The 25,406-nt window shown below is 37.9% G+C and carries 24 protein-coding genes and 1 tRNA gene; 9 read left to right on the forward strand and 16 right to left on the reverse strand.

Features of this window, described 5'->3' with window-relative positions; translation table 11 throughout:
• The first annotated feature begins 197 nt into the window (after positions 1-197).
• Both EFY79_RS11915 and EFY79_RS11920 read left to right on the forward strand, forming a co-directional pair.
• A complete protein-coding gene (locus EFY79_RS11915) occupies positions 198-671 on the forward strand; it encodes a nucleoside deaminase (protein WP_123120943.1) in 474 nt (157 codons plus the stop codon).
• Positions 672-773: 102 nt separating this feature from the next.
• Entirely contained in the window at positions 774-1,034 is a 261-nt protein-coding gene (locus tag EFY79_RS11920; protein WP_123120944.1) for a hypothetical protein, read from the forward strand.
• An 18-nt stretch (positions 1,035-1,052) separates the two neighbouring features.
• On the opposite strand, the gene EFY79_RS11925 is transcribed toward EFY79_RS11920, so the two are convergent.
• The gene (locus EFY79_RS11925) at positions 1,053-1,430 is read right to left on the reverse strand and encodes a response regulator (RefSeq protein WP_123120945.1); all 378 of its coding nucleotides are present in this window, start codon (positions 1,428-1,430) and stop codon (positions 1,053-1,055) included.
• 235 nt (positions 1,431-1,665) lie between these two features.
• Here EFY79_RS11925 and EFY79_RS11930 point away from each other — a divergent pair.
• Positions 1,666-1,738 (forward strand) — tRNA-Lys (locus tag EFY79_RS11930).
• A gap of 324 nt (positions 1,739-2,062) precedes the next feature.
• Here the strand turns inward: EFY79_RS11930 and EFY79_RS11935 are convergent.
• The 3 genes from EFY79_RS11935 to EFY79_RS11945 all read right to left on the reverse strand — a co-directional run bounded on the left by EFY79_RS11935 (position 2,063) and on the right by EFY79_RS11945 (position 4,236).
• Positions 2,063-2,479, reverse strand: coding sequence for a DsrE family protein (locus EFY79_RS11935; protein WP_123120946.1), 417 nt, complete (start codon positions 2,477-2,479; stop codon positions 2,063-2,065).
• A gap of 65 nt (positions 2,480-2,544) precedes the next feature.
• Positions 2,545-3,519, reverse strand: a complete 975-nt coding sequence (locus tag EFY79_RS11940) for a c-type cytochrome (RefSeq protein WP_123120947.1) — start codon at positions 3,517-3,519, stop codon at positions 2,545-2,547.
• 12 nt (positions 3,520-3,531) lie between these two features.
• Positions 3,532-4,236 carry a twin-arginine translocation signal domain-containing protein gene (locus EFY79_RS11945; protein WP_123120948.1) on the reverse strand — a complete coding sequence of 235 codons (705 nt, stop codon included), beginning with the start codon at positions 4,234-4,236 and terminating at the stop codon, positions 3,532-3,534.
• A gap of 733 nt (positions 4,237-4,969) precedes the next feature.
• Here EFY79_RS11945 and EFY79_RS11950 point away from each other — a divergent pair.
• The gene (locus tag EFY79_RS11950; RefSeq protein ID WP_123120949.1) at positions 4,970-5,770 is read left to right on the forward strand and encodes an SDR family oxidoreductase; all 801 of its coding nucleotides are present in this window, start codon (positions 4,970-4,972) and stop codon (positions 5,768-5,770) included.
• Between the two features lie 69 nt (positions 5,771-5,839).
• Positions 5,840-6,667, forward strand: a complete 828-nt coding sequence (locus EFY79_RS11955; RefSeq protein WP_123120950.1) for an SAM hydrolase/SAM-dependent halogenase family protein — start codon at positions 5,840-5,842, stop codon at positions 6,665-6,667.
• A 2-nt stretch (positions 6,668-6,669) separates the two neighbouring features.
• Here the strand turns inward: EFY79_RS11955 and EFY79_RS11960 are convergent, their stop codons facing one another.
• The 5 genes from EFY79_RS11960 to EFY79_RS11980 form a co-directional block, all read right to left on the reverse strand.
• Positions 6,670-8,301, reverse strand: a complete 1,632-nt coding sequence (locus tag EFY79_RS11960) for a sodium:solute symporter (RefSeq protein ID WP_123120951.1) — start codon at positions 8,299-8,301, stop codon at positions 6,670-6,672.
• 233 nt (positions 8,302-8,534) lie between these two features.
• Positions 8,535-10,973: a PIG-L family deacetylase gene (locus tag EFY79_RS11965; RefSeq protein ID WP_123120952.1), complete on the reverse strand. Its 2,439-nt coding sequence runs from the start codon at positions 10,971-10,973 to the stop codon at positions 8,535-8,537.
• A gap of 209 nt (positions 10,974-11,182) precedes the next feature.
• Entirely contained in the window at positions 11,183-12,616 is a 1,434-nt protein-coding gene (locus EFY79_RS11970) for a glycoside hydrolase family 125 protein (RefSeq protein ID WP_123120953.1), read from the reverse strand.
• 65 nt (positions 12,617-12,681) lie between these two features.
• Complete coding sequence (locus EFY79_RS11975) at positions 12,682-13,266, reverse strand: hypothetical protein (protein ID WP_148041912.1); 585 nt, start codon at positions 13,264-13,266, stop codon at positions 12,682-12,684.
• 200 nt (positions 13,267-13,466) lie between these two features.
• Positions 13,467-14,297, reverse strand: a complete 831-nt coding sequence (locus EFY79_RS11980) for an OmpA/MotB family protein (RefSeq protein WP_123120955.1) — start codon at positions 14,295-14,297, stop codon at positions 13,467-13,469.
• Between the two features lie 296 nt (positions 14,298-14,593).
• Between EFY79_RS11980 and EFY79_RS11985 the strand changes: the two genes are divergently transcribed.
• Positions 14,594-15,601 (forward strand): LLM class flavin-dependent oxidoreductase, encoded by a 1,008-nt coding sequence (locus EFY79_RS11985; RefSeq protein WP_123120956.1) that lies wholly within the window; start codon positions 14,594-14,596, stop codon positions 15,599-15,601.
• Position 15,602: 1 nt separating this feature from the next.
• On the opposite strand, the gene EFY79_RS11990 is transcribed toward EFY79_RS11985, so the two are convergent.
• Both EFY79_RS11990 and lepA read right to left on the reverse strand, forming a co-directional pair.
• The gene (locus EFY79_RS11990; RefSeq protein ID WP_123120957.1) at positions 15,603-15,980 is read right to left on the reverse strand and encodes a hypothetical protein; all 378 of its coding nucleotides are present in this window, start codon (positions 15,978-15,980) and stop codon (positions 15,603-15,605) included.
• Positions 15,981-16,128: 148 nt separating this feature from the next.
• Positions 16,129-17,919: a translation elongation factor 4 gene (gene lepA / locus EFY79_RS11995; protein ID WP_123120958.1), complete on the reverse strand. Its 1,791-nt coding sequence runs from the start codon at positions 17,917-17,919 to the stop codon at positions 16,129-16,131.
• A gap of 210 nt (positions 17,920-18,129) precedes the next feature.
• On the opposite strand from lepA, the gene EFY79_RS12000 reads away from it, so the two are divergent.
• Positions 18,130-19,440 carry an oligosaccharide flippase family protein gene (locus EFY79_RS12000; RefSeq protein WP_158605205.1) on the forward strand — a complete coding sequence of 437 codons (1,311 nt, stop codon included), beginning with the start codon at positions 18,130-18,132 and terminating at the stop codon, positions 19,438-19,440.
• A 5-nt stretch (positions 19,441-19,445) separates the two neighbouring features.
• Entirely contained in the window at positions 19,446-20,627 is a 1,182-nt protein-coding gene (locus EFY79_RS12005; RefSeq protein ID WP_123120960.1) for a glycosyltransferase, read from the forward strand.
• Here the strand turns inward: EFY79_RS12005 and EFY79_RS12010 are convergent.
• Together EFY79_RS12010 and EFY79_RS12015 are read right to left on the reverse strand one after the other, a co-directional pair.
• Positions 20,581-21,444: a hypothetical protein gene (locus EFY79_RS12010; protein ID WP_123120961.1), complete on the reverse strand. Its 864-nt coding sequence runs from the start codon at positions 21,442-21,444 to the stop codon at positions 20,581-20,583. The two genes, EFY79_RS12005 and EFY79_RS12010, sit on opposite strands and share 47 nt — an antisense overlap.
• Positions 21,437-21,967 carry a hypothetical protein gene (locus EFY79_RS12015; RefSeq protein WP_123120962.1) on the reverse strand — a complete coding sequence of 177 codons (531 nt, stop codon included), beginning with the start codon at positions 21,965-21,967 and terminating at the stop codon, positions 21,437-21,439. The genes EFY79_RS12010 and EFY79_RS12015 overlap by 8 nt, the downstream gene beginning before the upstream one ends.
• 146 nt (positions 21,968-22,113) lie before the next feature.
• Here EFY79_RS12015 and EFY79_RS12020 point away from each other — a divergent pair, with 146 nt between their 5' ends.
• Positions 22,114-23,091 carry an ion channel gene (locus EFY79_RS12020; protein ID WP_123120963.1) on the forward strand — a complete coding sequence of 326 codons (978 nt, stop codon included), beginning with the start codon at positions 22,114-22,116 and terminating at the stop codon, positions 23,089-23,091.
• Positions 23,092-23,168: 77 nt separating this feature from the next.
• Here EFY79_RS12020 and EFY79_RS12025 read toward each other — a convergent pair whose 3' ends face one another.
• From EFY79_RS12025 to EFY79_RS12035, 3 genes are all read right to left on the reverse strand, one after another.
• The gene (locus EFY79_RS12025; RefSeq protein ID WP_123120964.1) at positions 23,169-23,462 is read right to left on the reverse strand and encodes a hypothetical protein; all 294 of its coding nucleotides are present in this window, start codon (positions 23,460-23,462) and stop codon (positions 23,169-23,171) included.
• A gap of 122 nt (positions 23,463-23,584) precedes the next feature.
• Positions 23,585-24,346 carry a triose-phosphate isomerase gene (gene tpiA, locus EFY79_RS12030; RefSeq protein WP_123120965.1) on the reverse strand — a complete coding sequence of 254 codons (762 nt, stop codon included), beginning with the start codon at positions 24,344-24,346 and terminating at the stop codon, positions 23,585-23,587.
• A gap of 12 nt (positions 24,347-24,358) precedes the next feature.
• Complete coding sequence (locus EFY79_RS12035; protein WP_123120966.1) at positions 24,359-25,396, reverse strand: putative sugar nucleotidyl transferase; 1,038 nt, start codon at positions 25,394-25,396, stop codon at positions 24,359-24,361.
• Positions 25,397-25,406 lie beyond the last annotated feature (10 nt).

Below are 25,406 nucleotides of genomic sequence, written 5' to 3' on the forward strand. Positions count from 1 at the left end.
ACAAATTAGCAAAGAAAATCTTATCCCAAAATTTCCATGTTAAAAAATGGAGGAAAGAAGATCCCTATAATGTGAATAAATATCCGATCAAAATAAAAATATACTTTTTTTTAGCTTTACTGTCAAACCATTGCACTACCGTGCTTGACGTTCAAAATCATTCTTAAAATATTATCTTTACCCATAGAAAATATTAAATGACAAACGAAGAAAAATTTATGAAAGCTGCCATAACACTGGCAGAAACAGGTAGTGAAATAGGAGAAGGCGGCCCGTTTGGTTGTGTAATCGTTAAAGACGGTAAAATTATTGGAAAGGGCTATAATAAAGTAATTTCAACCAATGACCCAACAGCCCATGCTGAAATAGTAGCCATACGGGACGCTTGCAAAAATCTTAATTCTTTTCAACTTGAGGAATGTGAGGTTTATACTTCCTGTGAGCCATGCCCCATGTGCCTTGGCGCTATTTATTGGGCGCGCCCGAAAGCAATATATTTTGGGAATACAAAAGAAGATGCAGCGAGAATTGGTTTCGATGATTCTATGATTTATGACGAAATCTGTACCGATTTACCTGCAAGAAAAATACCTGCATTTAATATTTTTCGTAAAGAAGCCAATGCTACATTTTTTAACTGGTATGAAAAAGATAGCAAAAAACAGTATTGAAATTTTTTTGAAAAATTTTTAGAACAATTTTAAGCCTCACATATTTTATATTCCTTTGTGTATTGTTTTCCACAGAGTACATCCCAACTTAAATCCACATAAATGTCAGATTGTAATATCAACATACCTTTCGCAGGCACTGCACAAGCCATCCTGACAAAGGCAAAAAGCGCTATCGAAAGCCAAAACGGAATTTTTAAAGGAGATGAAAATTCCGGAGAATTTGAGGTAACTGTTTTTGCAAATACGATTAAAGGCAATTATACAGTAAATGGAAATATACTAAATCTGGTAATTACTCATAAGCCATTCTTTGTGCCATGCAGCACAATAGAAAATATTTTACTCAAAGAAATTTCTTAGGGAAATTATCAGACGTGGTTAGTTTACAAGACTTTTTACTGATAATACATTCCTGATTTTATTAACCATTTCATTCAACTCGAACGGTTTTGCTATAAACTCGTCCGCACCAAATTCATGAATAGCAACTTCTGCAAAGTTAGGATACGAAGAAAACATAATTATAGGCATTCTGCGTGTAGAAGCGGTAGACCTTATCTTTCTGCATACGTCAATGCCATCTCCTCCTTTTAGGAAAACATCCAGAAGCACCAAATTGGGTTTATTATTCTTGATGCTTTCCCAGGCCTTTTGCCAATTTGCAAAAGTCCATACGTCAAAGCCCTTCTTTTTAAGCAAAGATTTTACAATGCTCAGAAGATCCAAATCATCGTCTAAAATTAAAATCTTTGCCATGCAACCAAAGTCACAAAAAGCGTGCAATTATTAGTTAATTATAAGTTGTATAAAAAATAAAAATCTAAAATATGAAGAGGTGATTGTCTCGTTCTAAAATTTTCGGAAGCAATCCTCGTAAACGTTGTTTGCCTTTTATGTTTTAAAAGTTTTGGTTCAAACTTATTTTCTCTTATTTTTGCACTCCTTTAAAAAGAGGCCAGCGGTTGAAATAAAAATAGTTGGTGGTTTTAAAGATTCGGTAGCTCAGTTGGTAGAGCACAACACTTTTAATGTTGGGGTCCTGGGTTCGAGCCCCAGCCGGATCACTAAATGGGACAAGTCAAAATATGAACGACTTGTCCCATTTTTTGTTTCCTGTATTGTCTGTCAAAAATATAACGCTGACAACTTTTTGCTAGACGTCAGAAACGAGACCGTAAAATAAACTACGTCAACTTTCAAATGGTTTAAGAACTTTAATACATAGTTTAATGACGCAACAGAAAAAGAAGTTTTCGATTTGAAAGCATTATTAATTAAAACGGAAAATAGAATAAAAATCGAACTATTTATTCGTTCACTGTCAGCGTAGCTTACTAATATACAACCGGTCTAAAAAGCAAGCTGGCCTGATCACGGCATTATTGTAATTAACGCGCCACTTTAATATAGCCCCATCCGTCACGCTGCTTTGAAATAATTTCATAGATGCCATCCGGCACTATTTGCACACCCGGCAACAATTGGCTGGCATCAATTTGTTGTCTTTTCATTGCCATTGCGCATACTTTGATGGATACATCCTTCAGGGACAATAATTTTTGGATTTCGGCAGATTGTGTAGACGCGTCTTTTGTTATAAGCCCGAGCCCCTGCCCATAAATCACTGCTTCTATCTTTGCGTCCGGGTTGCCCGCTTTGATGAGACTCATCTCGCGAATAAGGGATTGTTGATTTAAAGTGTCTTTACTGGTGAAGTCAAAAACTACATTGTAATCTGTGTTTTGGGCGGTTGAAAAACCAGCAAGCAATGTAAGAAAGCTTGCTATTACGATTATTTTTTTCATGATGACTATTTTAAAAATGAAATTTAAATTGATTGAAATTTTTATGAGAATTTAAGAATATTGTTTTAATGCGATTGCCGAATGAGTGCAAAAGGCCCATATTTATGCTGTCTCTCTGAAAAACTATCTGAATACGGCCCGAATGGATAATCCAATGGTTTTGCAGCTATATCAGGCCAATCCATGCTTAGATTTTTCGGGGGCCGCGGTTGCGTATTGACAAATGCGGCCACGTCCCAGGCCTGCTCGACAGTGAGTTGCGGATTGGTAAAAGTGGTTCCAAATGGCATATTATTTTTTATGTAGCCGGCGAATTTTGAAAGCTGATACATCCCCGCGCCCACATTATAGCTATTTTTGCCCCACAATGGCGGATACAAATATTCCTTCCCGTTATCTGCTAATTTTCCTTCGCCGTTTTTGCCGTGACATTTTTGGCAAATCGCCAGGTACACAATTTTTCCTTTGGCCGTATCGGCAGCCCGGCTCAAAAATGGAAGTTTTTCTACACCGGCCCCTTTTGTTTTAACTCCTTTACGAACATCCTTTCCCACCCATTTGACATAGGCAATCATTGCCCTCATTTCTTTAACCGTATCAGCCAGCTTCTTTCCATTCAAGCTTCTCTCAAAACAATCGTTGATACGCATTTCCACCGTCTCAATCTTGCCGCTTCTGTTTCTATAAAGAGGATAGGTAGAGGCTACCATAGAAAAATTATTACCCCAAATCCTGGTTCCGGCATCAATATGACAATTACCACAGTTCATGCCGTTAGAAATGGAAGCTATCGAGCCGCGCGGGCCGAAAAAATCAGCGGTGTGTATTATCAAAGTCCTTCCGTATCGAATCAAATCGCCTTCCGCCGTATGGCCAATCTGGCTGGTATCCGGCGCCTTCCATTCTTTTAAAGCGATAACAGAGTTCGGATTTTTTGTATCGCTTTTTTTAGAATGACAAAAATAATTTGTCACAGACAGGGGAACAATCATGAAGAGCGCCGTTGCCAGGGTGATAAAAATATTTTTACGCGGCTGCATTGCGTTTATTTTTTATCCTACAAAACAATAGGCACATTCATGTTCCTGTGCGCGGCCCACCGCCCAAACGCCCGAAGGAACTACCTGTATATCGGGCAATACGCCAGAAAGAAAGTCTTTTTTAACTTCCTCCGCCTCAGTATTTGACGCTTGTGCAATGGCGGCACTGAAAACAGTTATTGCCATATTACATACACAAAACATGGCGCCGCTTTCCTGTAATTCATTAATTCCTATCTGGACATTTCCAATTCCGGGTACTGAAAAATCACCGGGCTTTGGCTTCCAGAACATATTACGCACAGAAGGCGCAGAAGTAGCCGGGTCAGTGATTTTAAACATTTCCCCCAATTTGTATTTTGCCCACAAGCGGTCTTCCAGGGCATAAGGGATGGCTTCGTGTCGCAGTATGACCACCTCATTGCAATTTTTTTCAGGCGTGCCTGTCATCGCATTCGTTATCATAAAAACCCGTGGCCAGGCAAAGGGGAAAATTTCATGAGGCGCAGTAACATCGAACACAATCCGGTGCTTTCCGTTTATTTTATTAAACCAGGCATCCGGGTCGTCATCAGCCGGGAAAGATAATTTTCCGGATTCTGCAGCTACGCGCAATGGCAGGGATAATGATGCAATGCCGATGGCACCGGCGCCCATGGCTAATGTTCCTAAAAAGCCGCGGCGATCTGTTGTTGAGTTGGAATCATTTTGTCGCATAAAATTGAATTTTTAGATGAAAGAAGAGAATGAGATTTCTTCCCTGGTTGCGGTGGTAAGTTGGTTGTATAAAAAAATTTCAAAGGAGATGGATTGTTGGCTCTTTACCGTCTCTCACAGAACAAGATGTCCTGGTAATTAGTTTTTCAGGAGAAAACAGGAGAAAGGGATTTTAATTCAGTGGAGCTGCAGAAGAAAATATTTAAATAATTCTTCGTGATTATAGCAATACGACTCAGACTATGTTACAATAAATCCATTCGTTAGTGAAAGAAAGCGGCATTAATTTAAGTACAGTAATTTAATTTTCTGTGCGATCATATCCGTCACAAATTTAAAAGTAATATTAAGAATAAAAAATATTTCTTATTAAAAAACTGCTTTTCAGTGATGCTTTACCATGAAGTTTTAAAATGGAATCGATGCAACTTTCACTTTTTTGAGCCAAAATAAAAATCTATTGCATTTATTGCTTTACTATTAATTAAAAAGTTTGTTTGGTAATTATGAAAGGAGTCAACGGGGAATATTTATGGAATTCTGGCTGCTTCGAAAAAGAACTTAATACGCCATGCTCTTCACGGCACAGAGCCAATCATGCGTAGTTCGAATTATATTAAAGCCAGTTAGCAAACCCGCTTACTGGCAGAGAGACAAATAATCAATAATCTTATTTATAATTTAATTTTTCTCCTCCTTGCTTCTCGCCTATTTTTGTCGAAAATGATAGCTCATGTTTGAAGATAGGGTTATAGTCATCACAGGCGGAACTGATGGAATTGGAAAAGCGTTGGTAGCTATTTTTTTAAACAGAAATGCTAAAGTGGCAACATGCTCCCGCACTGCGGAAAAACTGGCTCAATTAAAAAAAGAATTTACGGGAAAACCTTTGTTTACTATGGTAGCTGATGTTAGCAGAGAAGAAGATTGTAAAAATTTTATAGAACAAACATTAGCAGAATTTAAAACAATCGATGTGCTGATGAATAATGCAGGCATATCCATGAGGGCTCTTTTTAAAGACACAGATTTAGCCACGCTTAGAAAAGTAATGGACATCAATTTTTGGGGAACTGTTTGTTGTACGAAATATGCCCTGAATGCAATTATCGAAAGTAAAGGCACCATTGTAGGAACAGCCTCCATAGCGGGTTATAGAGGGTTACCAGGCAGAAGCGGTTACAGCGCGAGCAAAGCGGCCGTTATCAGGTGGATGGAAACAATAAGAACCGAATTGCTGACTACCGGTGTAAACGTAATGTGGGTGGCCCCGGGTTTTACTGCCTCCAATACCAGGTATGCGGCCTTGGGCGAAGATGGAAAACCAGTATTAGATTCGAGGGAGGATGAAGGTAAAATTATGACGGCAGAAGAATGCGCGGGCCATATCGTAAAAGCCATCGAAAAAAGAAAACGTACATTGATATTAACGTTCCAGGGAAAGGAAGCCGTTTTTATGAATAAATTTTTTCCCCGCCTTGCGGATAAAATCATCAGAAAGATGTACTTTAAAAAAGACAAAATGATAAAATAAAATCCCTCATTTAAATTATCTGAAAGGAATTTATTTCAGTTTAGAACAAATTATCAATTAAATTTTTGAATGGCTTTAATTACGCTTACATCGGATATCGGTCGCCAGGATTTTTTAACAGGGGCGGTTAAAGGACAACTATTAAAAACAAATTCAGAATTTAGAATTTTTGATATTTCGCACGAGCTTTCTCCCTTTAATTATCCGCAGGCCGCTTACGTTTGCAGAAATGCCATCAGGAATTTTCCACCCGAAACTTTTCATATAGTGATGGTAAATCTTTTTGACAAAAAAGCTGACCATCTTTTGCTGGTAAAACATAACGACCAATACATTGGATGTGCTGACAATGGTCTAATCACTATGATTCTTGAAGAAATACCTCAAAAAATTGTTGCGCTTCCGCTGGATAGTTCCAAACAAAAAAACACTTTGAATTTTGTAAGCGTTTTTGCAAAAGCATTCCAAAGCATCCTGGATGGCAAAAGCTTTGAGGAGTGTGGCAATCCTGAAATTTCAATTGAAGTAAAAAATCCTTTACGGCCCCTGCGTGGAGAAAAATTTATTGAAGGACAGATTATATTCATCGACAACTTTGAAAATGTAATTATAAATATTACAAAGGAAGAATTTGAGGAGCAGCGCCGTGGAAGAAGCTTTAAGATAGTTTTTAAAAGGGATGAAATCATTGAAAAAATCAGTGAGACATACGCCGACGTACATGAGAGCGAAAAGCTGGCTTTTTTTAATTCGGCCAATTATCTTGAAATAGCTGTTAATAAAGGAAATGCCGCCGGCCTTTTTGGACTTGAAGGATACAAGGAAAAAACAAATATGCAAACCCAATACATGCAGAACCGCCTGCTTTATCAAACCGTAAAAATTTATTTTGAATAGCTTCAGGTATTTGGCGACTTCGAAGTTTTCATAAAAAACTGCAAGATGTAGCCAAACATTATCACTAACAAAGCGCCAATTGCATTCAACCAGAGAAACGAAATTTTATCAGATACATAAATAAGAATCACAAATATTTCCGCTATCAATGCCGCATAAAAAAGTGCATTAGCTTCAATTTGTTTGAACCAAAAAGCAATCATAAAGATTCCAAGGATTACGCCGTAAAAAAGAGAGCCAAGGATGTTAACAGTTTCTATTAAACTGTTCCCCAGGTTGCTGGCAAACATTGCAACCAGGATGCAAAATATTCCCCAGCAAAAAGTATAGAATTTAGAAACGCGGTAATCCTGTTGTTCGGTCAGGTTTTTATTTATAAATCTTTTATGAATATCCACCACCGTACACGAAGAAAGCGCGTTGAGTGCGGCAGCGATGCTTCCCCAAGCGGCAAGAAATATTACCGCAATCAGCAGGCCCACCAAGCCTTTGGGTAAATAATCTATGACGAAATGAAGAAAAATATAATTGGTGTCATTTAAATCCTCATGAGGCAAAGCTTGTGATAAAACGGCTTTGTATTCTTTTTTAATTTTTTCTTTTTGAATATTATCTGTCGGGGAAATTAATTCATATTGTTTTTCAAGATGAATTAAATCACTTTTGTAAACCGTCTCTTTCGCGCGGTTGGCCTGCGTTTCATTGAAATATACCGGCGCCTTATGATATTGATAAAAAGAAAAAACCAACACGCCTAACAGCAGTATTAAAAATTGCATAGGCACTTTTACAATACCATTCAACAACAATCCCAATTTTCCCTGCCGGTTATTTTTTGCAGTAAGATATCGCCCCACCTGGCTTTGATCAGTTCCGAAATAAGAAAGAGCTAAAAAAAATCCACCTATGATACCACTCCAGATATTGTATTTATCCTTCCAGTCAAACCCGTTTGCCGTATTGCCGGAAGTGATGACATTCATCTTACCGTTTTTTCCGCCTATATGTAAAGACTCCAGGAAACCAATATTATCAGGCATTAAGCGCACCACCATATACCCGGCTATTCCCATTCCTATTATAACAATAATCAGTTGCAGCTTTTGAGTGTGAGCCACCGCTCTTGCTCCTCCGCTTACCGTGTAAATAATCAACATGCCACCCATGATAATATTGGTATAATAAATATTCCAGCCCAAAAGCGAACTCAATATTAATGAGGGTGCATAAATACTTATGCCGGTAGATAATCCTCTTGATATCTGAAAAAGAAAAGAAGTAAGTGTGCGGGCTTTTAAGTCAAATCGCTTTTCCAAAAACTCATAAGCGGTATAAACTTTTAAGTTGTTGAATACAGGGACAAATACAATACAAATTACAATCATCGCCAATGGCAAGCCAAAGTAATACTGAACGAAACGCATGCCATCGGTATAGGCCTGGCCGGGAGCACTGATGAAAGTGATGGCGCTCGCCTGTGTTCCCATTATACTTAACAACACGAGATACCAGGGCATATCCCTGTTGCTTAAAAAATATCCATCCAGGTTTTTTGTTGACCGGCTTTTGTAAACACCATACATAATGATACAAGTCAGGGTTACAACAAGTACAATCCAATCCTGGTAACTCATATCGCTATCTTTTAAGGAATGATATTTACAAAAGCCGGAACTTTCTTTTTACAGTAAACCGACTAATAATGTCGATTTTTATTTTCTATTGATTTTTTCTATTGAAAATAAATGGTGATAAAATAATAAAATACAATCTGCAACACGAGGAAAGCAAATACCAGCAGGTATAAGAGGTTCCAATATTTTTTTTCTCGCTGCTGCACAGAATTATGATTTTAAGTCCGTAAAAATTATTTGGCTTCCGGCTTTGCAAGCAGGTTTGCAAATAACCTGTAAGCGCCGGGAACACCAGCCGGTAACTCTCTGAAAAAAACCAGCCCTGAATATACGAATCTTCCTTTACCATAATTGGTATAAATCAAACTGCCGTCAGAAGGCGATTCATTGGCATCACTCATTTCGAACAGCGCCTTATAATTTTTTTCAAAATCATCTGCCTGGTAAGTGCTGCGTTCCTGTATCCAGTTATCAAAATCTTTCTCAGTGATTTTGTTCGGATAATTCAGTAACGTATTATCACGGTCAACGAATTTCACATCGGCATTTTCATCCGTCACCCTTGTACGGGTGATGTTAAAAGGATAAGGGCCAATTTTTGCCTTAATGGGACCAATATTATTATTCGTGTTGTATTGCACCAATAAAACACCACCGTCTTTTACATAATTCATTAATGTATTATAGGCATCGTTTAACCATTGAAAAATATTGTAGGCCCTCACGCCGGTGACAATCGCATCATATTGTTTTAAATTGTTAGCAGTAATGTCTTTCGGAGAAAGAATCGCTACTTCGTATCCCATCTTCTGCAGCGCTTCCGGCACTTTATCACCGGCGCCGGGGATGTATCCCACTTTCTTTCCGGATATTTTTAAAGGAATAGAGACAAGGTCTGAACTTGCTTTTTTAAAATAGATAATATTTGGGATATGCGGATATTCAATAATTGTCTTGTATTGATTATAGTTTTCGTTCCCAAGTGAAGCGCTCCAATTGATCACTTCATGATCTTTTTGCAGAGGGTTTTTTATTGAATAAAAAGAAACGTTGCCTTTTTTAGTTTGAAGCACATTTTGAGAATGCTCTTCATGAAGTGTGAACCGATTTTGTGAAGCCCCATTGCTGAAAGCTTTCACACTAATATCAACCGGCGTATCGTTAATCGCGAGCGCCAGTTCAGGATTGGATTTTACCTCCACTTTGGGAATAACAAAAAGAGGCTCGTAAGTTTCGCCTTTTACCGGGTCGTTGGATTTATAACGGATAGGTAGCGTGTAAGTTAGTTCCTGCCCATTGATTGATAAATTCACTTCGGCTGATTGCGGATCATTTTCAGGTTTGCCAATCAATGTTTGTTCTGAAACGTTGTAGGAACCTTTGTTCATCGGTTCTACCAGCCAGTACGGTTGCGATATTTTAGCGTCTGAAGGAATTAATACGGTTACAGAATGCGAAACGTTTTCATCCAAAGGCAATTGATCATTAAAAGAAAATTCTTTTCCACGTATTACAATAGACGAAATGGTTACATCTCCGCCAAGCCGCTTATCTGCAACAAAATTTACATGGAGCGGTTCGCCCTGCACAGCAAACATCGTATTGGTAGTGGCTTCCATATACAGGCCAATACATTCCTTCATTATCTGCTTTACTTGTTCCAGCTTTTGATCGCGCCAATATCCTTGTGGCATGGCTGCAATTGATTTATAAATACTTAAAAGCTGTGGCAGCGATTTTTGGGGTTCCTGGAAAGAATAATCGTTCATCAGCTTTTGTATCAAGTCGCCGATTGGTTGTTCATTAATTCTTTGCCAGGTTGTGTTTACGCCGTCCATTAGCATTTCCCGCGGATTAGATCCTTTAATTGTTTTAAAATATTCAAGCTGTTTACCGCGGGAAGAAGGCACTCCAAAGCCCTGCGTCTTATGCTGGCTGCGGCTTTTAGCGGCTATTTCGCCATAGCTTTCGCCAAGAAGAGGATTATAACCCCCCACATCTATTTTAAATTGATCAGGGCTTTCGGTATTGACGCTTCCAAAATTAAATGTATTCCATAATAAACGTTTAGCCTGCCACGGCTTTACTCCGTATTTAAATTGCTCAGGAAATTTTGAAGAATCAGCCGCTGCTTCAAAAGCTTCGCCGGCTAAAATTGCAGAAGCCGTGTGATGCCCATGACCGCCTTCGCCCGTTGTAGGAAACCGTGTAATAATTACATCAGGCTGAAATTTTCTGATTACCCAAACTACATCGCTCAGAATTTTTTGTTCGTTCCAAAATTGAAAAGTTTCGACGGGGCTTTTTGTAAAGCCGAAATCAAAGGCACGGGTAAAAAATTGTTCGGCGCCATCAATTCTTCGTGCAGCAAGCAATTCCTGCGTTCTAATCAAACCCAGTGCACTTCCCTGTTCGTCGCCGATCAGGTTCTGCCCGCCATCACCGCGTGTCATGCTCAGGTACCCCGTCCTGTATAATTTCCCATTTGCGAGGTAGGCCAATAGCCTTGTATTCTCATCGTCGGGATGAGCCGCGACATACAATATTGAACCAAGCACGTTCAGTTTTTTTATTTGCTGAAAAATCTGGTCGGAAGTGAATTGCTTCGGAGCCTGGGAAAATGCTGAATGTGAAAAAGAAAACAGAAAGAACAAGAACAAATATCTACGCATTTTTAGGTTGTTTATGATACGAAAATAAGGCAATGTGCAGGTAAGAGGCAAACCGTTTAAAAAAAAATCATAAGAAGTGTTGTAGAAACATAGTAAAGCAAAAAATAAATAAAATTTATATTCCGGTTGTTCTATGTTATTTGTTACTTATAGAATTCACCATCTTCCCCCTATGAAAATAGAATAGATTTTTCGTGTAAGCATGGCTGTTAAAATTTCGTTTGGATAATGGAAGGATATTTTTGAGAAGTATGAATCACGAATTCTCCAAAGAGTGTATTTGCCCAGGCAAACCATTTTCTTGTAAAATTGGAAACATCATTTTTATTGAAAGACTCATGCATGAAACCGGTGCCGGCGTTAGATTTTATCAACATTTTCATACACTGCTTTACTTCTGTTTCGCTGTTGCTGGTAAGCCCCCGCATTATGATGCTCATTGGCCAAATCATATCCATTCCTGCATGAGGGCCGCCAACGCCTTCGCCGTCGCTTCCTTTAAAAAAGAAAGGATTGTTTTCTGAAAGCACAAACTTCCTCGTACTCTGATACAACATATCGTTTTCAGGCACTGCATTCAGATAAGGCAACGACAGCAGGCTTGGAATATTAGCATCATCCATCAGGTTAAAACTTCCGAATCCGTTTATTTCATACCCATAAATTTTTCCTGCTTGCGGCGAATTGATAACGGCATATTTTTTCAGCGCCTTATCTACTTCATTGGCAAGAGCAGTACACTTTTCGGCCAGTTGTTTATTTTTTGAAATACTGTTTACCATTTCGGCCGCATTTCTTAAACTAACTACTGCGAAAAAATTCGAAGGAATTAAAAAAGGAAAAATTGTAGCATCATCACTGGGCCGAAACATCGAACAGATAAGGCCAACGGGCTTTACAGGATAGCCATAGCCACTAAGCGGCACCCCGTCTGTAGCCCATGCCGTAGTCCGTTGAAAAGAATACGGGCCTTTATTATGTTTTCGTTGCTGCTCAATAAAAGTTTTTACAATCAGCTCAATAGATTCTTCCCATGCTTTATCAAACGGAGTGGTATCACCGGTATCTTTCCAATATTGATGCGCCAGTCTTATAGGATAACAAAGCGAATCGATTTCCCATTTTCTTTCGTGCACGCCGGGTTTCATTTCCGTAATATCACTTTTCCATTCGCTGATTTTGGTAGGGTCTTTATAAAAAGCATTGGCATACCTGTCAAGGTGAATACATTTTACCTGTCGGTTAATTACGCCCGCTATTAATTGCTGTAAATGTTTATCATTTTTCATCAGCGGAAGGTAAGGCCACACCTGGGCGGTGCTGTCTCTAAGCCACATGGCATCAATATCGCCGGTGATCACATATGTATCAGGTTTGCCGTCAATCATTTCAAAGTCGACGGTAGTATCTAAAGTATTAGGGAAACAATTTTCAAACAGCCAGGCTAATTCCGGGTCAGCTATTTGCTTTTTAACCGCTTTAATGATAGCTTCTACAGCCTCACTTGTAAAATTTCTATCAGCAAGCGGAGGCCTTTTTGAAATAAATTCTTTGGCATTGGCCGAAAAAGCCTTTGTTTTTTGAAATAGCAAAGCTGCAGCAGCCAGCCCTGTTGATTGAATAAACTGTTTTCTTGAAGTCATATAAATGAATTTTTAAAAACAGCAATTTAAAGCAAATTTTCAGGTAATGCCGTAGCGAAAAAGCATCAACGCATGGGCACTTCTATCGTGGGCCTTATTTGATCATCTGCAATCTTTTCATAAATCATCACTTTCACTGTCCATTCGGGCAAAGAATACGAAAGGGCGATTTCTACTTTAAAAAGTTGAAGATTATTATTGGAAGGATTCAATTGCAAAATGCTTGACGCAAAAGCCCGGCCTTCATCAGGCTCATCATATCTACCTGAAAGATTGTATGAAGTCTTATCGTAAAAAGTAAGTTTGGCGCCGTTTAATTGCCTGTAATAATTTTTATATTTCTCAACTGCCTCTTCATAATTTTCTGTTTTGAACATGGTGGCTTCCCAGGTGTAGGAATAAGGTTGCAAATATTTTGTAATGGAGGTGGAGATGGCATCTGGCGGCGCAATTCTGCTGGCAAACTCAATAGTTTCTTCTGATTGATTAAGCGTATCACCTTTTATATTATTAAAATTCTGATAGAAATCCCGGGCCACCTGCTCTACAACCGGTCTCAAAGTATTAGGCGATTTTTTTAAAGATACTAACGGCTGGGTTGAGCCTGTAATTGATTGAAGAATAATAAGTGTAAAAAACATTTTTCTCATAAAATTCATTTAGGGTTTTGCAAAAGATTTGAATTAGCTAACGTAAATAGCTTATAAATGTTATAAATTTTAGCAGAATATTTTGACTGGCGCGGGTAGCAATTAATTACTCATGCACATAAAAAAAATGCCCCGATGTTGAGGCATTTCCATAAAAGAATTACACGTAAAGCTTGTTGGCCCGTGGATTGGAAGGATTGTTACATGCCTAACAGCTTATACATTTCATCTAATTTTGGAGAAAGAATAATATCTGTGCGGCGGTTTTTTGCCCTCCCATCAGGGGTGGAATTAGAGGCTACAGGCTCATAATAACTATGTCCTGATGAGATTACCCTTGTAGGATCGACCTTATAATTATTCACAAGAATACGAACGATTGCATTTGCCCGCGCAGTACTTAAATCCCAATTGTCCTGGTAGCGGCCACGAATCGGGATGCTGTCCGTATGGCCTTCGATATTTACAGCCACATCATTATTTAAATTTAAAACCGCTGCAAGCTTCGATAATGCATCCACTCCTTTTGGATTAACCACCGCGCTTCCTGAAGGAAACAATAATTGTTCAGAAAGGCTTACATAAACTTTTCCGTCTTTATTATACACTGAAAGCTCATTTGAATTAAAGCCTTTTAATGCTTCTGACATTTTATTTTTTAATTCTTCTGATGCTTGCTTTTGTTGATTCAGCAAACTTTGTAATTGTTCTAATTTTTGCTTTTGTTGCTGCAGGCTTTGCTCGCTTTGAGATAATTTATTTTGCTGTTCTGCAGTTTGTTGGCCTAACTGGCTGTTCTGCGATTTAAGATCTGAAACTTTTGCAGTAAGGTCGTCTATATTTTTTTGCAGGGATGCTATCTGATCATTTAAAGAAGAAATGTTTTTGCGCAGCGTTGAATTACTATTGGCCAGTTCAGTACTGTCAGCCCTTAAGGTCGCGGTTTCCTGCTGAGACTGCAACAAATATCTTTTGGCTACACAACCTGACAATAGAAATATGCCTGCCAAAATCATTATAAAATTTTTCATGCTAAGTATTTTTTGAATATTATACAAATAAAAAATGTGCCATATTTAAAAATAATGAATCAATAGATATACAAATTATTTATTGGCACAATTTATTTCATTTCCATAAAAAGGTGATCAGTAAACGAACAAAATTGGAAATTTTTATTTTACAATTTGTATAAGCTGAATCAAATATTCTTTTTCAAAAACGTCCATACAATAATAAGCCAAATAAAAAGTATGTGGGGCCACCTAAAATTATTTCTGTTGCTTAATCAACTTTTAAGGATCTTTGATACAACCTTAGAAATGCAATGAATCATTTATCATCAAAAATACCCTATTCTATTTTAGACCTTGCCACGGTTACTGAAGGAGCTTCTCTAAAAGAAACTTTTTCGAAAAGCCAGGAATGTGCACAACATGCTGAAAAGCTGGGTTATAACCGATATTGGCTCTCAGAACACCATAACATGATCAGCGTTGCAAGTTCGGCAACGTCTATACTTATAGGCTACATCGCAGGCGGCACTTCTACGATGCGGGTTGGTTCCGGTGGAATTATGTTGCCAAACCATTCGCCACTTGCTGTTGCAGAACAATTTGGAACTTTAGAATCCATTTATCCCGGAAGAATTGATTTAGGATTAGGCCGGGCGCCAGGTACCGACCAGCTTACAGCGATGGAACTGAGAGGCACCAGATCAAATACAGCGGAAGACTTTCCGCAAAATATTTTGAAGCTGAAGACATTCTTTTCAAAAGAAAATTCTGATTCAAAAGTAAGAGCGATTCCCGGCGAAGGGCAGGATATTCCCTTATGGATATTGGGTTCCAGCACCGACAGCGCCCAGTTGGCGGGGTATTTAGGACTTCCTTATGCTTTTGCAAGTCATTTTGCACCCGCTCAATTTTATGCAGCCATTGAAATTTACAGGAGGATATTCAGGCCATCTCCGGATTTGCAACAAGCTTACGTAATGCCTTGCGTAAATGTAATAGCGGCTGATACAGATGAAGAAGCCTCGCGTCTTGCCACATCATTGTATCAAATGTTTATCGGCATCATAACGGGAAGGCGTACACGTTTACAACCTCCGGTGGATAACATGCATGATATATGGACAGAATATGAAGAGGAAGCTGCGAAGCAAATGTTGCAGCTCTCGCTAATTGGAAGCCCTGACACCATTAAAGCAAGGCTGAAAATTCTTTTGGAAAAAACAGGTATGAATGAGATAATGATTATTTCAAACATTTATGATCAGAAAGCAAAGCTTTATTCTTATGAATTGTTTGCAGATATCATGAAAGAACTCTGAATTAGTCTGCATCTATCAAAAAAGTGCCGAGGTCAATCACCTGGCCTTCTTTCATTACAAATTCTTCAACATCGGAAAGGTCAAGATTGGACATTACCTTGCTTTTAAAAATCTGTAATTCATTTTTATAAACAACAAAATAAAAATCAGGTTTGGTATCGAGTTGAACAGGTTTTGAAAAGTCTTTCTGCGAAAAAACAAACCTGGCTAATCCATCTTCGTCAGGAATGCTTTCTCCCAAAAAATCATCGTTGAAAATATCCTTATCATATAAACGAACTTTAAATTCGTTTCCTGATAAGGGTTCATCATCGCCCTTACGAATCAGGCGGACATTCACCTCTATATTCATTTCTTTATTCAAAGACATTTCGGACATAAGCAAATTTTTCGAAAAGTAATATTTTTTTCTTAATTAATCCAACTACCTCTACATATAGACTGGGGTAACATTAGATTTGAAAATTATAAAAAATTTGCTTGCAACAATTATGTACGCGTTTGCAACAGACATTTTATTCGTCAGTCTATTCGTCAAGTTTTAAAACTGCGAGGAAAGCTTCCTGTGGCACTTCCACATTACCAATCTGCTTCATCCTTTTTTTACCTTCTTTTTGTTTTTCCAATAGCTTTCGTTTGCGGCTTATGTCGCCGCCGTAGCATTTTGCAGTTACATCTTTTCTAATCGCGCTTATATTTTCGCGTGATATAATTTTTGCGCCAATGGCAGCCTGGATGGCGATCTGGAATTGCTGCCGGGGTACCAGTTCTTTCAGCTTTTCACAAAGTTTCCTTCCAAATTCCTGCGATCTGATTCTGTGAATTAATGAGCTAAGCGCATCTACTTTTTCCCCATTTAATAAAATATCCATTTTCACAATGTCGCTTTGTCGATAACCGATAGGATGATAATCAAAAGAAGCATAGCCGCGTGTCACACTTTTTAACCGGTCATAAAAATCGAATACGATTTCGGTCAAAGGCATTTCAAAGCTAAGCTCCACGCGCGTTGGCGTGAGGTAGGTTTGGTTGGTGAGTATCCCTCTTTTGCCAATACAGAGCGACATAATATTTCCAATGTAATCCGGTTTTGTAATGATTTGCGCTTTGATATACGGTTCCTCTATCTTTTCAATCCGGCTGGGGTCCGGCATTTGTGTCGGGTTATTGACAGTAATTTTTTCTCCCTTCGTAGTGTAGGCAAAAAATCCCACGTTAGGCACTGTGGTGATTACCGTTTGATTAAATTCTCTTTCCAGCCTTTCCTGGATAATTTCCATGTGAAGCATTCCAAGAAATCCGCAGCGAAAGCCGAATCCCAATGCCTGTGAAGTTTCCAGCTCAAAAGTAAGTGACGCATCATTAAGCTGAAGCTTCTCCATACAATCGCGCAACTCTTCAAATTCATCAGTATTTACAGGGAAAATTCCTGCAAACACCATCGGCTTTACTTCTTCGAAACCTTTAATCGATTCTTTGCAGGGGTTGGCTGTCGTTGTGATGGTGTCTCCTACTTTTACTTCTTTGGCATTTTTAATACCGGTAATCACATAGCCCACATCTCCTGCTTTCACTTCGCTTTTGGCCATCATACCTATTTTCAAAATGCCCACCTCATCTGCATTATACTCTTTGCCTGTATTTGAAAATTTAATTTTATCGTTTTTTCTCAATACGCCATTGAATACTCGATAATACACTATTATGCCCCGGAAGCTATTAAAAACACTGTCGAAAATTAAAGCCTGTAACGGCGCATCAGGATTGCCCTCGGGAGAAGGAATTCTCTTTATGATTGCCTTCAGAATTTCTTCTATACCCACACCTGTTTTGGCGCTGGCGTGCAAAATGTGTTCATGTTTGCATCCAATCAGGTCAATAATCTGGTCTTCAACTTCGGCGATCATTGCGCCATCCATGTCAATTTTGTTGAGAACGGGAATGATTTCAAGATCGTTATCAATTGCCAGGTATAAATTTGAAATGGTTTGCGCCTGTATACCCTGTGTGGCGTCCACCAAAAGCAAAGCTCCTTCACAGGCAGCTAATGCGCGGCTCACTTCATAACTGAAATCCACATGGCCGGGAGTGTCAATAAGGTTTAAAATATATTCCTGGCCTCCAAAATTATAATTGATTTGGATAGCGTGACTTTTAATTGTTATTCCCTTTTCCCTCTCAAGATCCATGTTGTCCAATACCTGCGCCTGCATTTCACGGTCGTTAACCGTATGCGTAAATTCCAGCAGCCTATCGGCCAGTGTGCTTTTGCCATGGTCAATATGCGCGATGATGCAAAAATTTCTGATGTTCTTCATTTACCGAAAATAGTCTTAAAAAAACGCAGCAAAGGTAACAAAACAGCAGGGATCAAATTATAAATTAAACAGTCCTTATCATAATTGTTACTTAATAAAAAAAAGCTCAGTTACAGCCGCCACGTTGATTTTTTTATCTTTTTTGAATAAGCAATGCAGATATTATTAAAAAGGCATTTTTTAGAAAAAATATTCGTCAATTTTGACTTAATGAATTTTAAGAAAGAACTTATAAAAAATATTCTTTACAAAGGATTGAATGTCTTCCTGTCTTTCGGAATTACAATTGTCATGGTGCGGCTTTTGGGAACAGAGGGCAACGGTGTATATTCTTTGTTTATTACCAACGCCGCCATCATAACGCTGGTAGTAAGTTTTAGTTTCAATTCCGGGTTGGTGTATTATTCTGCAAAAAAAAATTTCGCGCCAGCCACGCTTATAAATTCTTCATTTTTAATACTGCTGATACAAACTGTCATTATAGTAATTGCAGAAATAATTTTCACTTCTGCTTTTAAAATTTCGCTGTTTAGTGATATTCACTCCGCGGAAATCTCCTTCTGGGGCTGCTTTTACTTATTTTCTGTTTTATTAAACGGCTATGTTTCCGCAATATTCACAGGTAATAAATGGTTTGATATACTGAACCTGCTTACTGCCGCCAGCAATTTTATTTTCCTGCTTATTTTCGGCTACCTGCTTTTACAAAACCATGGCAACAGTATAGCGTACACGATTTTTGTCATAAAGATTTTCATATCGTTAACGGCGCTTCAGTCGGTTGTCTATCTTATCGTACTGTTGAAAAAAATCAATTTTACTTTCTATGCAGACATTTTAAAATTCAAGGAGCTGAGATTAATTTTCATGTATGCCGGGGTTGCATTTTTTTCAAACCTTTTCCAGTTTCTTGCATACAGAATGGATTATTGGTTCGTGAATATTTACAGATCAAAAAGTGAGCTCGGACTTTATGCACTGGCTTCCAAACTCAACCAGGTATTGTGGCTACTTCCCATGACAATAGCGGCTGTAATTATTCCATTTACGGTAGCCTTTTCTGAAGAGATCGGAGAAAAGGTAAAAACCATTTTGCGTTTGCAATTCAGCGGATATATACTGATGGCAGTGCTATTGTGCATTCTCGCTCCTTTCTTTATTCCATTTATTTTTGGCACTGGATTTAGCGACGCCGTGTATCCCTTCATAATTCTGTTGCCTGGCGTAATTATTTTTACCTTAACTACCATCCTCGCTGCTTATTTTGCCGGAATTAACCGCCAGGATATTAATTTAAAAATATCCTTTTTTTGTTTCTTTACTATATTTATCGGCGATTGGATTTTGGTGCCGACGTATGGCATGGAAGGTGCGGCAGCAGCAAGTTGTATGGGATATACATTAAGCGGCATAAGCTCGTTATATGTATTTTCCAGGTTATCTAAAAGCAATTTTAAAGAGCTATTGATATTCAGGAAAAAAGATTTCAGCAGGATAAAATCTCTTTTGGCCGGTAAATAAAACGAATGTATAAAGTATTATTTCTTGCAAGTTGGTACCCTTCCAGGGTGGGCGCTTTTGATGGGGATTTTATTGAACGTCACGCAAAAGCAATAAGCCTTTTTCATAAAGTTTTTGTTGTGTACGTTGTTAAAGATCCATCTATTAAGAATGGCAAAATCACCCTAAACAAAGAAATAACCGGAAATTTAATTTCGTTCCGCGGATACTATCCTTATTCAAAATTCAAAAAAGGTTTTTTAGAAAAAATACATTCAAATTACCTGAGTTTTCATTTGCACAAAAAGATTTTTAAAATGATTCAGGAAGAATTTGGAATGCCTGATATTGTTCATTTAAATGTATTGATGAAAGCCGGAATTTTTGCGCGATGGCTTAAAAGAAAATACAGCCTTCCTTATGTGCTTAGTGAAAACTGGACCGGCTACTATCCTAAAAATAAAAGTGGTTTTTTTCAAAAGCCTGTACTCTATAAAAAGCTTTCAAACAGAGTTTATAACGATTGCAATTTGCCATTGCCAGTCACTAAAGACCTGGGAGAAAGAATGAACAAATTATTTGGTGCCTCAAAACAATTTATGGTAATCCCAAATGTGGTGGACACTTCACTTTTTTATTTTGAAAATCAAATTGCTAAAAAAAAGAAAAGGCTGATTCATATTTCTACATTGGGCTATCATAAAAACATTTGGGGAATATTACATTCCATCAAAAAATTATTTCAACAAAGACAGGATTTTGAATTGTTACTCGTGGGTAAGCCGTCTTCTGAAATTATTGAATGGTCAAAAGAAAATGGTTTATATGAAAGCTGTGTGTTTTTTACAGGGTTAATTTCCTACCAGGAGGTAGCGATTGAATTACGGAAAGCAGATACACTTGTAATGTTTAGCAGGTATGAAAATCTCCCTTGTGTAATCCTGGAAGCGCTCTGCTGCGGCCTGCCCGTGATTGCTTCTGATGTAGGTGGAATCAGGGAAGTAATCAACAAAGAGAATGGAATTCTGATTCATTCTGAAAACGAAAATGAACTAATAGAAGCAATGAATTATATGCTGGATAATTTAGAAAAATATAATAAGAAAAATATTGCGTCTTCAGCAAGCGAAAAATTCAATTATCAAACAGTTGTACAACAATTTACTTTTGCTTATCAAACTGTATTGAAGCCATTGCCCGTAATTTAGCGATTGCAGATGGCGACAACAACGTAAGACTAAAGAGGGTCATTTCATAAAAAAGCGCATCAGCCATAAACCAAAATCCCAGCGGCAAAATCAGCGAGATAATAAATAAAACGGGATCCCATTTTTTTGTAAAAAATCCTATAATAAATGATCCTTCAAATACAAAACCAGTAACATACAATACCTGTAGAAGCGACGGATGATTTATAAACCAAAAATATACCGACGCTAAAAAAGTGTTTGGATTAAAATACAAATAAGGCGCAAGGTTTTTTTTCAAAATCAATAATCCTTGATCGCTGTAAAGCCACGAAAACCTGATGAATTTCCAAAAGAATGCTGCACAATAGGAAAAAAGTAGAAAATACCGTAAGGCTTGCCACACAAATGGAAAAGATTTTTTCGAAAAAAGAAACACGATAGGTGTTAATAAAAACGGAATTAGCGAATGGGTATGATGGGCTCCATAAGTATTAAAAATGATATAATACAAAAAATAAAAAACGATAAAAATAGCAATCAGCCACTTTTTACAGGGAAAAAAAATAATTGCGGTAGCAGAAGCGAACAATATAAAATCCCATGACCATGCAAGCACCTCGTTACGGGTAATCAGTTCTGGTATGTGCAGAAAATGCATGAGCCAAAAAACCGGATCCAGGTAAGGGAATTTTAATACCGGCGATTGAAGCTGATGAACAAGCGTATTTGAAAAACCGGAAAAAATAAGATCGACCAAAATTACCACAAACACAATCCTGCAGAGGAACGCAGCGTCGGGGTCATTAAAATCTTTTTGGCTTATTTTATTATTCATTTATAAGATTATAAACAGAGTTAACCGTTATAGAATCATTTGAAAGCCACGAAACATTTAATATATCCACTTTCAGACTATGAATTTTTTCACCTGTTGTTTGTTCCAGGTATCTTCTGTACCAATCCGGAAATTGATTTATTGACTCGGGCGAATTTTCAAACGAAAAAATATAAGGTTTTAAAAAATTATATTTTTCACCCAACTTTTTTTTTAAAGAAGTAAACGAGGGATCACCGGATTTTTTTAGTGATGCATAATAAGAAAGCGGCGATAAAAGAAAAAACCGGTTTGCAGCAAAATGTCCGGTTGAATAATCCAACGGCTTATCATTTATTGTCACTTTATAAATTTGATAGGATGCTGGTTTAATTTCCCGCTCAGAATACATGCCCCATACGTAAAATGGAGTTATTTCGAAACCAGCAGCATTAGCTATTAAGGTGAATATCGCAAACACCAAAAATAAAAAAAATAACTTTTTACTATGCCGATATACCTTGTAAAGAAAAATTTTTTTCATATTGAAAGGCGGTTTTCAGGCAGGTGCGCTGATTAAATGTTTAAACCTTTTTTGCAAATGAAACTAAAAATAAATAATAGGTAACATTAAATTTTACAACTTTGCCCATTGCATATGAAAATTAAAATCATTTTCAATTTGATAATATGATTAAGAACCGAAAATTAAACCCAAAAGCGAAATCAGAAATTAATACCGGATTCGGAATCAACTCATCTGACTATGGGGGAAGGTTTCTTAATAAAAACGGCCAGCCTAATATTGAAAAAAGAGGATTAGGTTATTTTGAGAAAATCAGCTTTTATCATATTCTGCTTACAATGCCAAGATGGAAATTTTTTGGTACAATACTGATTTTCTATTTTTTAATTAACCTCACATTTGGTACGATTTATTTTCTTTTAGGCGTAACAGAATTTGCAGGCATTCCTACTCACTCCAGGTTTGATGAATTTGCAGAATCTTTTTTCTTTAGTTGCCAAACCTTTACTACGGTGGGGTACGGCGGCATAAGTCCAATTGGCTTTTTAGCAGGAGTGTTTTCTTCATTCGAAGCGCTCATTGGGTTATTGAGCGTCGCGGTTGTCACCGGCTTGTTGTACGGAAGATTTTCAAAGCCAAAGGCTTACCTGCGCTTTAGTGAAAAGGCATTGCTGGCCCCTTTTCATGGGGGCAAAGCAATTATGTTCAGGTTAGCTCCTTTTAAGAATACAATATTGACCGACGCTGAAGCTAAAGTTTCGTTAGGATTGATTGTGGAGGAAGACGGCAAATTGGTTAATAAATTTTTCCAGCTTTCGCTGGAATATAACAGCATCAACTCGCTTACGCTCAATTGGACGATTGTGCATCCCATTACAGAGACAAGCCCATTTTACAATTTTACTAAAGATGATTTTAAAAATTCGCGGGGCGAAATTATGGTATATGTAAAAGCATTTGACGATATGTTTTCCAACACTGTTGTTGCCCGTACTTCCTATACACTGGATGAAATTATTATCGGCGCTGCATTTGAGCCAATGTATCACAGGTCATCCAAGCAAAACAAAACGATTTTGCATCTGAATAAGTTGAACTCATTTTCAATGGTGGAAGCCGGGTTGGACGACCCGCTAAAATAAAAAATCGCGTTTTTTATTTTTTTACTATAAGTAAAACCGGCCCGCGTTTGCGGGCCGCTTTTATGATGCTGATAATTTTATGATTTTTTCTTATTGGCTTTGTATCTCATATCCGGTGTGCCATTCTTTTTCATCGGGGTGGCAGTTGAAGTAACTTTTGTTTTATTTTCCTTAAAGCGCTTATCCGCTGTACCGTCTTTCTTTACATGCGCAGTGGTCTTTTCAACTTTCGTTGATTTAGCAGCCACTGAAGGAGCAGCGGTAGAAGTGGTGGTAGTCGCTTTTTTCTTTTCAGTTTTTTTTACTGTTTGTGCGCTTACGAAACTGAATGAGCCGATAACAAGGAGAATTGCAATGATTAATTTTTTCATGTTTTAATATTTTAAATTTTGAGATATAAATGTAATACGGGGTATTTATATCTCATTATTTAAGCATCATGAATCATCAAATTTTACAATTTTATGATTGTTATTTCTCTACCTTCAGGATTCTATTTCAGGCTTTGCATGATTTGAATAAATTCTGATGCATTTAATGAAGCGCCGCCAACCAGGCCGCCATCCACATCAGGCTTACCGAAAATCTCTTTAGCATTCGCGGCCTTAACACTTCCGCCATACAATATTGAAATACTTTGTGCCACATCATCTCCATATTTTTCTGAAAGAACCTTGCGGATGAAGGCATGCATTTCCTGCGCCTGGTCGGCAGTGGCTGTTTTTCCTGTGCCAATGGCCCAGATGGGTTCATACGCGATTACAAAGTTCCTTACCTCATTTGCATCCAAATGAAGCAGGCTTTCTTTTAATTGCGTTTCTACATATTGGTTTTGAGCTTCGGCTTCCCGTACTGTCAATGATTCGCCACAACAAAAAATAGGTTTAAGATTATTTTTTAAACAAATGTCAATCTTCTGAAACAGGATGAAATTACTTTCATTAAAATATTCTCTCCTTTCACTATGACCTATTATCACATAATCAACGTTACAGGACTTAAGCATCGAGGCGCTTATCTCGCCGGTAAATGCGCCGTTTTCTTTAGTGTAACAGTTTTGCGCGCCAACATAAAAATTGTTGCTGCCTTTTAATTTTTCTTTCGCCAAAAGCAAATAAGGAAATGGAACCGCTAAAACAGTTTCGCGATCGCCGGAGAGCTCAATATTTGCCTGCACCAACGAATCCAACAGATTATTGGCTTCTTCCAAACCCAGATTCATTTTCCAGTTAGCTGCTGCTATTTGTTTTCTCATTTTTTTTAATTTTTAATAAATATTTTTTAATAATTCAATTTCGGCTTCAGTTATTTCCTGGCCTTTCAGCTTTTTCCAGTTATTAATATCGGAAACCGCCTTTTCCAAAATATATCTTTTATCTCCCCATGAAAAATTATCAATAAATTTTGGCGGAAAGGATTGGCCAAAAATACTGCAACATACCCCTACAACACTTCCTGTATTAAAAGATGTGTTGATAGCACAACGACTATAATCGCCCATAAGCAAACCGCATTTTGTGCCTGCCACTACAAACTCATTGTGTTTCCGGCTCCAGATTTTTACTGCAGATGCATTATTTTTTAAATTGGAATTGCTGGTTCCTGCACCAAGATTGCACCACTCTCCTATCACAGAATCGCCAAGATAACCATCGTGGGCCTTATTGGAATAGGCCATTATGATAGAATTTTTTATTTCGCCGCCAGCGAGGCAATAAGGGCCAATTGTGGTGGCTCCGTAAATTTTGGTGCCCATCTTAATGCGGCTGCCTTCGCCGATTGATATTGGGCCACGTAGTAAACATCCTTCCTCAACCTGCGCATTTGTGCCAATATAAACCGGGCCAGCCTCAGCATTTAAAACGGCAAATTGAACCGATGCTCCCTGCTCTATAAATATATTTTCAGGACAAACCACTTGATTCCCTTCGGGAACAGGCTGTGACGTTCTTCCGGAAGTAACCATTTTAAAATCTTCGTTAATCGCCCAATTATTAAACTCAAAAATTTGCCAGGGATACTCCACGATTTTACAATCAGGGGTGAAGGAAAGTTTTTCGTTGCGCTTAAAAAGTTTCTTTAAAAATTCGTAAGAAGGAATAAAATTCGCCGGATATTTCACACACTCATTCTCCTCATATTCATGAATTAGTTTTTCAGAAGCAATAAACACTTTCCCTGGAAAAACGTGTTGCCACTTTTCAAAAATGGTATAAATTCCAATTCTGGTATGGCTTATAGATCGAACCTGGCCGAAAGGAAATAAAAAATCTCTAAAGAAAATATCATCAAGCAAAATCTTCATTTGCCAGTTG

Origin of the sequence: Hanamia caeni, assembly GCF_003721595.1 — a bacterium.
Taxonomy (GTDB): domain Bacteria; phylum Bacteroidota; class Bacteroidia; order Chitinophagales; family Chitinophagaceae; genus Ginsengibacter; species Ginsengibacter caeni.